Genomic DNA, 6,006 nt, shown 5'->3' on the forward strand with positions numbered 1-6,006 from the left:
GGCGGCGTCGACGTCGACCCCCGTGACGCGGGGGACGCCGGCGGCACGCAGCCGACGCACGAGCAGGCCCTCGCCGCAGCCCACGTCGAGCGCGGTGCGGGCGCGCGGGGCGTGCCGCAGCGCGAGCCGGTGGTAGTGCGTGTTGTGGTTCCAGCGGTCGTCGCGCACGGACGGACCGTACCGGGCCGGACGGTGCCGGGTCAGCGCCCGCGCATGCCCTTGCGGTCGGGACGCGCGCGCATCGGGTCGACGCCCTTCGGCACGGGGAGGCGCACGGCGCCGAGCGCGGTGAGCCGCTTGCCGACCTCGGCGACCTCCTGCTTGGTCAGCGAGGGGCGCAGCCGCTGGATGTGGCGCGGAAGCTTCCGCAGCGGCACCTGACCCTCGTCGTCGCCGACCTGGACCAGCGTGATCGGCGCACCGGAGATGACGCGTGCCGTGCGCTTGCGCTCCGCCTCGAGGAGACGGGCGAGGCGCGGCGCCGGGCCGCCCTCGGCGATGAGGACGACGCCCGGACGACCGAGCCCGCGGAACACCATGTCGCGCGTGCGGGGGTCGACGTTGACGGGCTCCTCGGTGAACGTCCAGCCGCGACGGATGGTGCCGAGCGCGGCGCGCGACGCGCCCGGCTGGCCGGCGATCCGCGTGTAGGCGGCGGTCTCGGCGCGGCGCGCGAGCACGAACATCGCACCGAGCAGCGCGAACGGGATGCTCAGCAGCAGGACGTAGACGATCGAGTCGACCAGGAGGCCGACGACCAGGCCGAGCGCGACGATCCCGACGAAGACCGCGAGCAGCAACCAGGTGATGGCCGGGTCGCTCTGCCGGGTCATCTGGTACGCCTGCCACAGCTGGTGGTACCAGCGGGTCTTGCGGACCTTCCCGGCGGCCGGGGGAGTGGCGTTCGTGTCGCGGGCCATGGGGTCGGAGTCTACCGATCTCGCGGGCACCACCGGACATCGTCCGGCGGCGCGACGAGCGTCAGCGCGCGAGCAGGCTCGCGGCCTCCTGGCGGGCGGTCGTCGGCTCGCCGAGGTGCGCGAGCGCGGCGGGGATCTCGATGCCGCGGTGCCGCATGGCCTGGCCCCACAGCCGGCCCGCGCGGTAGGACGAGCGCACGAGCGGCCCGGACATGACGCCGAGGAACCCGAGCTCCTGCGCGTGGTCGGACAGCTCGACGAACTCCTCCGGGCGCACCCAGCGGTCGACCGGGTGGTGCCGCAGCGACGGGCGCAGGTACTGCGTGATCGTCACGATGTCGCAGCCTGCGTCGTGGAGGTCCTTGAGGGCCGTCTTGACCTCGTCGGTCGTCTCGCCCATGCCGAGGATGAGGTTCGACTTGGTGACGAGACCGGCCTCGCGCGCGCGGGTGAGGACGGACAGCGAGCGGTCGTACCGGAAGGCCGGACGGATCTGCTTGAAGATGCGCGGGACGGTCTCGACGTTGTGCGCGAGCACCTCGGGACGGGACTCGTTGACCTCGTCGAGCAGCTCGGGCACCGCGTTGAAGTCGGGGATCAGCAGCTCGACGCCCGTGCCGGGGTTGACCGCGTGGATCTGGCGGACCGTCTCCGCGTACAGCCACGCACCGCCGTCCGGCAGGTCGTCGCGTGCGACGCCCGTGACCGTCGCGTACTTGAGGCCCATCGCCTGCACGGACGCGGCGACCCGGCGCGGCTCGTCGGCGTCGAAGTCCGCGGGCTTGCCGGTGTCGATCTGGCAGAAGTCGCAGCGCCGCGTGCACTGGTCGCCGCCGATGAGGAACGTCGCCTCGCGGTCCTCCCAGCACTCGAAGATGTTGGGGCAGCCCGCTTCCTCGCAGACCGTGTGCAGCCCTTCGCGCTTCACGAGGCCCTTGAGCTCGCTGTACTCGGGGCCCATGGTCGCGCGGGTCCGGATCCACTCCGGCTTCTTCTCGATCGGCGTCGCGGCGTTGCGCGCCTCGACGCGGAGCATGCGGCGGCCCTCAGGAGCGATCGTCACGTCGTCAGACTAACCCCGCGCGCGCGAGCCGCGTGGTGGGGGAGTCGCACGTCACAGCCGGTCGGGACCTCGGTCCCGCGCGGTGGCCCGTCGCGCGGCGCGACGCTGAGGGCGTCGGCGAGACGCCCGGGCGACCGGGACCGGCGGGACCCCGCGACGCCGGCACGACGAGGGGAGGGACGATGAAGATCCTCATGACGGTCGCGTCGCGGCACGGTGCGACGCGCGAGATCGGCGCGGTGGTCGCCGACGTGCTGCGCGCGGCGGGGCACGACGTCGACGAGGTCACCCCCGACGAGGTCGAGCACGTGACCGGGTACGACGCCGCGGTCCTCGGGTCGGCGGTCTACGTCGGCCGGCTCGCGGCCGCCCTCCGCGACCTCGTCGAGCGGCAGGGTGCGCACCTGCGGGCGATGCCCGTGTGGCTGTTCTGGTCCGGACCCGTGGGTGACCCGCCGCTGCCGCCGACGGCCCCCGACGACGTCGACGTGGTCGCCCGGCACGTCGGGGCGCGCGAGCCGCGGTGCTTCGTCGGCCGCATCGAGCGCTCCGAGCTCAACCTCAACGAGCGCGCGCTCGTCGCGCTCACGCGTGCGGAGACGGGGGACTTCCGGGACTTCGACGACGTGCGGTCGTGGGCCGCCGAGGTCGATCGGGTTCCTGGGCATGTGGCTCGCGACGCGCGCCAACCTGCGCGTCGCGGCGGCCGCGTCCCAGCCCGGCGGCCGGGCGGAGGGGGCGCGCATCGCGTTCCGGACCGGCGGGGTCGTCGGCATGAGCGTCGTCGGGCTCGGCCTGCTGGGTGCCGCGGCGGTCGTGCTGCTGTACCGCGGCGAGGCGCCCGGCGTCCTCGAGGGCTTCGGCTTCGGCGCCGCGCTGCTCGCGATGTTCATGCGCGTCGGCGGCGGCATCTTCACCAAGGCGGCCGACGTCGGCGCCGACCTGGTCGGCAAGGTCGAGCAGGGCATCCCCGAGGACGACCCCCGCAACGCCGCGACCATCGCGGACAACGTCGGCGACAACGTCGGCGACTGCGCGGGCATGGCGGCCGACCTGTTCGAGTCGTACGCCGTGATGCTCGTCGCGGCGCTCATCCTCGGCAAGGCGGCGTTCGGCGAGCACGGGCTCGTCTTCCCCCTCGTCGTCACCACCGTCGGCGCGCTCGTCGCCGCGCTGGGCGTCGCGATCACGCGGGTCCGCGGCAACGAGAGCGGCCTCACCGCGATCAACCGCGGCTTCTACATCTCGGCGCTCGTGGGCGTCGCGCTCGCGGCCGTCGCGGCGTTCGTCTACCTGCCGTCGTCGTTCGCGGACTTCACGGGCGGCACGGCCGGCCTGGAGGACCACGCGGGCGACCCGCGCCTCATCGCGTCGGCCGCCGTCGCGATCGGCGTCGTGCTCGCCGGCATCATCCTGTGGGTCACCGGCTACTTCACGGGGACGACGAGCAAGCCCACGCTGCACGTCGCCAAGACGACCCTCACCGGTGCCGCGACCGTCGTCCTGTCGGGCATCGGCGTCGGGTTCGAGTCCGCGGTCTACACCGCGGGCATCATCGCCGCCGCGATCTGCGGCGTGTTCCTCATCGCGGGCGGCAATGTCGCGCTCGCGCTGTTCCTCATCGCGCTCGCGGGCTGCGGCCTGCTCACCACCGTCGGCGTCATCGTCGCGATGGACACCTTCGGGCCGGTCAGCGACAACGCGCAGGGCATCGCCGAGATGTCCGGCGACGTCAGCGCCGAGGGTGCGCAGATCCTCACCGACCTCGACGCCGTCGGGAACACCACGAAGGCCGTCACCAAGGGCATCGCGATCGCGACCGCCGTGCTCGCCGCGACCGCGCTGTTCGGCTCGTACGCGGACGCCGTGCGGACCGCGCTCGACGGCATCTCCGGGACGGTCGGGAACGACATCGTCGCCGCGATGCTGTCGTACGACATCATCAGCCCGGTCACGCTCGTCGGCGTGATCCTCGGCGGGGCGACCGTCTTCCTGTTCTCCGGCCTGGCGATCGACGCCGTGACCCGCGCCGCGGGCGCGATCGTCTTCGAGGTGCGCCGCCAGTTCCGCGACTTCCCCGGCATCATGACCGGCGAGACGCGGCCCGAGTACGGCAAGGTCGTCGACATCTGCACGCGCGACTCGCTGCGCGAGCTCGCCACCCCGGGCCTCCTCGCGGCGTTCGCGCCCATCGCCGTCGGCTTCGGCCTCGGCGTCGGGCCGCTCGCCGGGTTCCTCGCCGGGGCGATCGGCGCCGGCGTCCTCATGGCCGTGTTCCTCGCGAACGCCGGCGGCACGTGGGACAACGCGAAGAAGATCGTCGAGGACGGGCACTACGGCGGCAAGGGCTCCGACGCGCACGCGGCCGCCGTCATCGGCGACACCGTCGGCGACCCGTTCAAGGACACCGCGGGCCCGGCGATCAACCCGCTCATCAAGGTCATGAACCTCGTGTCGGTGCTCATCGCGCCGGCCGTCGTCGTGATCTCCGTCGGCGACGACGCGAACCACGTCGCGCGCCTGTCCATCGCGGTCGTCGCGGCGCTCATCGCGTTCGGCGCCGTCATCGCCTCCCGGCTGCGCGCGGCGCGCGTCGACCGTGAGGAGACCGTCGCGGCGGAGGCGGAGCGCGCGCTCGCGCGCTGACCGACCCGCACCACCCGGACGCCGTCCGCCCTGATCGGGGTGGGCGGCGTCCGGCGTCTCGCGGGCGTCGTCGCCGTGGGTGAGACTCGACCGTCCGGCGGTGACGCAGGGCCGATCGACGCAGGAGGTGGCCGTGGCGCAGGTGGTGGTGCTCGTCGGACGGGACCGGTACGGGGACCCGTGGCACGACCACGCGGCGACGTCCGACGCCGTCGCGACGCTGCTGCGGGCCGACGGGCACGACGTGGAGGTCCGCAGCGTGTTCCCGGACGCGCTCGACGACGTCGGCCGGCCCGACGTGCTGGTCGTGAACTGCGGGCAGGGGCCGCTCGACGCCGCGGACGCCGACGCGTGGCGCGGGTTCCACGACCGGCGGGCCGCGCTCGTCGACGAGGGCGTCGCCGTGCTCGGGCTCCACCAGGCGGCCAACACGTTCGGCGACGACCCGCGCTGGGCGGCGACGCTCGGCGGACGGTGGGTCGACGACGTGTCGTGGCACCCGCCGCTCGGCGAGGCACGGTTCCGCGTCGTCGACACGACGCACCCGGTGACGCACGGTCTCGACGACGTCGACGCGGTCGACGAGCGGTACGCGGACCTCCGGGTCGCGGACGACGCGCACGTGCTGCTGGTCGCCGACGTCGCGGACGACGCCGGCGCGACGCGCGCGCACCCCGTCGTGTGGGTCGCTGCCGGTCCGGGCCGCGTCCTCTACGACGCGCTCGGCCACGACGTCCGCTCGTACGCGTTCCCGTCGCGGCGCGCGCTGCTGCGCCGTGAGGTCGCGTGGCTGCTCGACGCGTGATGCGCTGGTCCCCGTGACGCTGCGACTCATGTCCTACAACGTCAAGGGCCTGCAGCAGGACGGGCGGGCCGTGGCGGAGGTCGTGCGCGCCGAGCGGCCCGACGTCCTCGCCGTGCAGGAGCCGCCACGCGGCCCCCTCGGGTGGTGGCGGCTGCACCGGTTCGCGCGCCGCGCCGGGCTGCGGGTCGTCGTGGGCGGGCGCGGTGCGCGGACGACCGCGCTGCTCGCCGCCCCCGGGCTCCCCGTGACCCACGCGCACGCGCTGCCGTTGCCGTGGCAGACGGGCACCGTGCGCCGCGGCGTCGCGCTCGCGCGCGTCGGGGGCGTCGTCGTGGTGGCCGTGCACCTCTCGCTGGACCGTGCCGAACGGCTGCGGCACCTCGACGTGCTCGACGCGCACCTCGCGCGCGCGCAGCGCCCGCTGGTCCTGGTCGGTGACCTGAACGAGCAGCCGGGCGGCCCGACCTGGCAGCGGCTGCTCGGGTCGGGGACCGCGGGGGGTGTCGGGGGTGCCGCCGGTACCGCGGGGGCGCAGGCGGGGCTCGCGGGACTGCGCGACGCGGCGCCCGACG

5 protein-coding genes and 1 pseudogene are annotated in these 6,006 nt (G+C 74.5%); 4 read left to right on the plus strand and 2 right to left on the minus strand.

Going from position 1 to position 6,006, the window contains the following annotated elements:
* Positions 1-200: 200 nt before the first annotated feature.
* Positions 201-920, minus strand: a complete 720-nt coding sequence (locus HGA02_RS08380) for a DUF4191 domain-containing protein (RefSeq protein ID WP_168678636.1) — start codon at positions 918-920, stop codon at positions 201-203.
* Positions 921-981: 61 nt separating this feature from the next.
* Positions 982-1,983, minus strand: a complete 1,002-nt coding sequence (gene lipA / locus HGA02_RS08385; protein WP_168678637.1) for a lipoyl synthase — start codon at positions 1,981-1,983, stop codon at positions 982-984.
* Positions 1,984-2,177: 194 nt separating this feature from the next.
* Here lipA and HGA02_RS08390 point away from each other — a divergent pair.
* The 4 genes and pseudogenes from HGA02_RS08390 to HGA02_RS08405 all read left to right on the plus strand — a co-directional run.
* Positions 2,178-2,588: pseudogene (locus HGA02_RS08390) on the plus strand (flavodoxin domain-containing protein); the annotation flags it as partial.
* Positions 2,589-2,649: 61 nt separating this feature from the next.
* Positions 2,650-4,629 carry a sodium-translocating pyrophosphatase gene (locus HGA02_RS08395; RefSeq protein ID WP_246247568.1) on the plus strand — a complete coding sequence of 660 codons (1,980 nt, stop codon included), beginning with the start codon at positions 2,650-2,652 and terminating at the stop codon, positions 4,627-4,629.
* 100 nt (positions 4,630-4,729) lie between these two features.
* Positions 4,730-5,434 carry a ThuA domain-containing protein gene (locus HGA02_RS08400; protein WP_343035381.1) on the plus strand — a complete coding sequence of 235 codons (705 nt, stop codon included), beginning with the start codon at positions 4,730-4,732 and terminating at the stop codon, positions 5,432-5,434.
* Positions 5,435-5,447: 13 nt separating this feature from the next.
* Positions 5,448-6,006: endonuclease/exonuclease/phosphatase family protein (locus tag HGA02_RS08405; protein WP_210728326.1), on the plus strand; the 559-nt coding region annotated here is incomplete at its 3' end.

Origin of the sequence: Cellulomonas septica (genome assembly GCF_012396155.1) — a bacterium.
GTDB lineage: Bacteria > Actinomycetota > Actinomycetes > Actinomycetales > Cellulomonadaceae > Cellulomonas > Cellulomonas septica.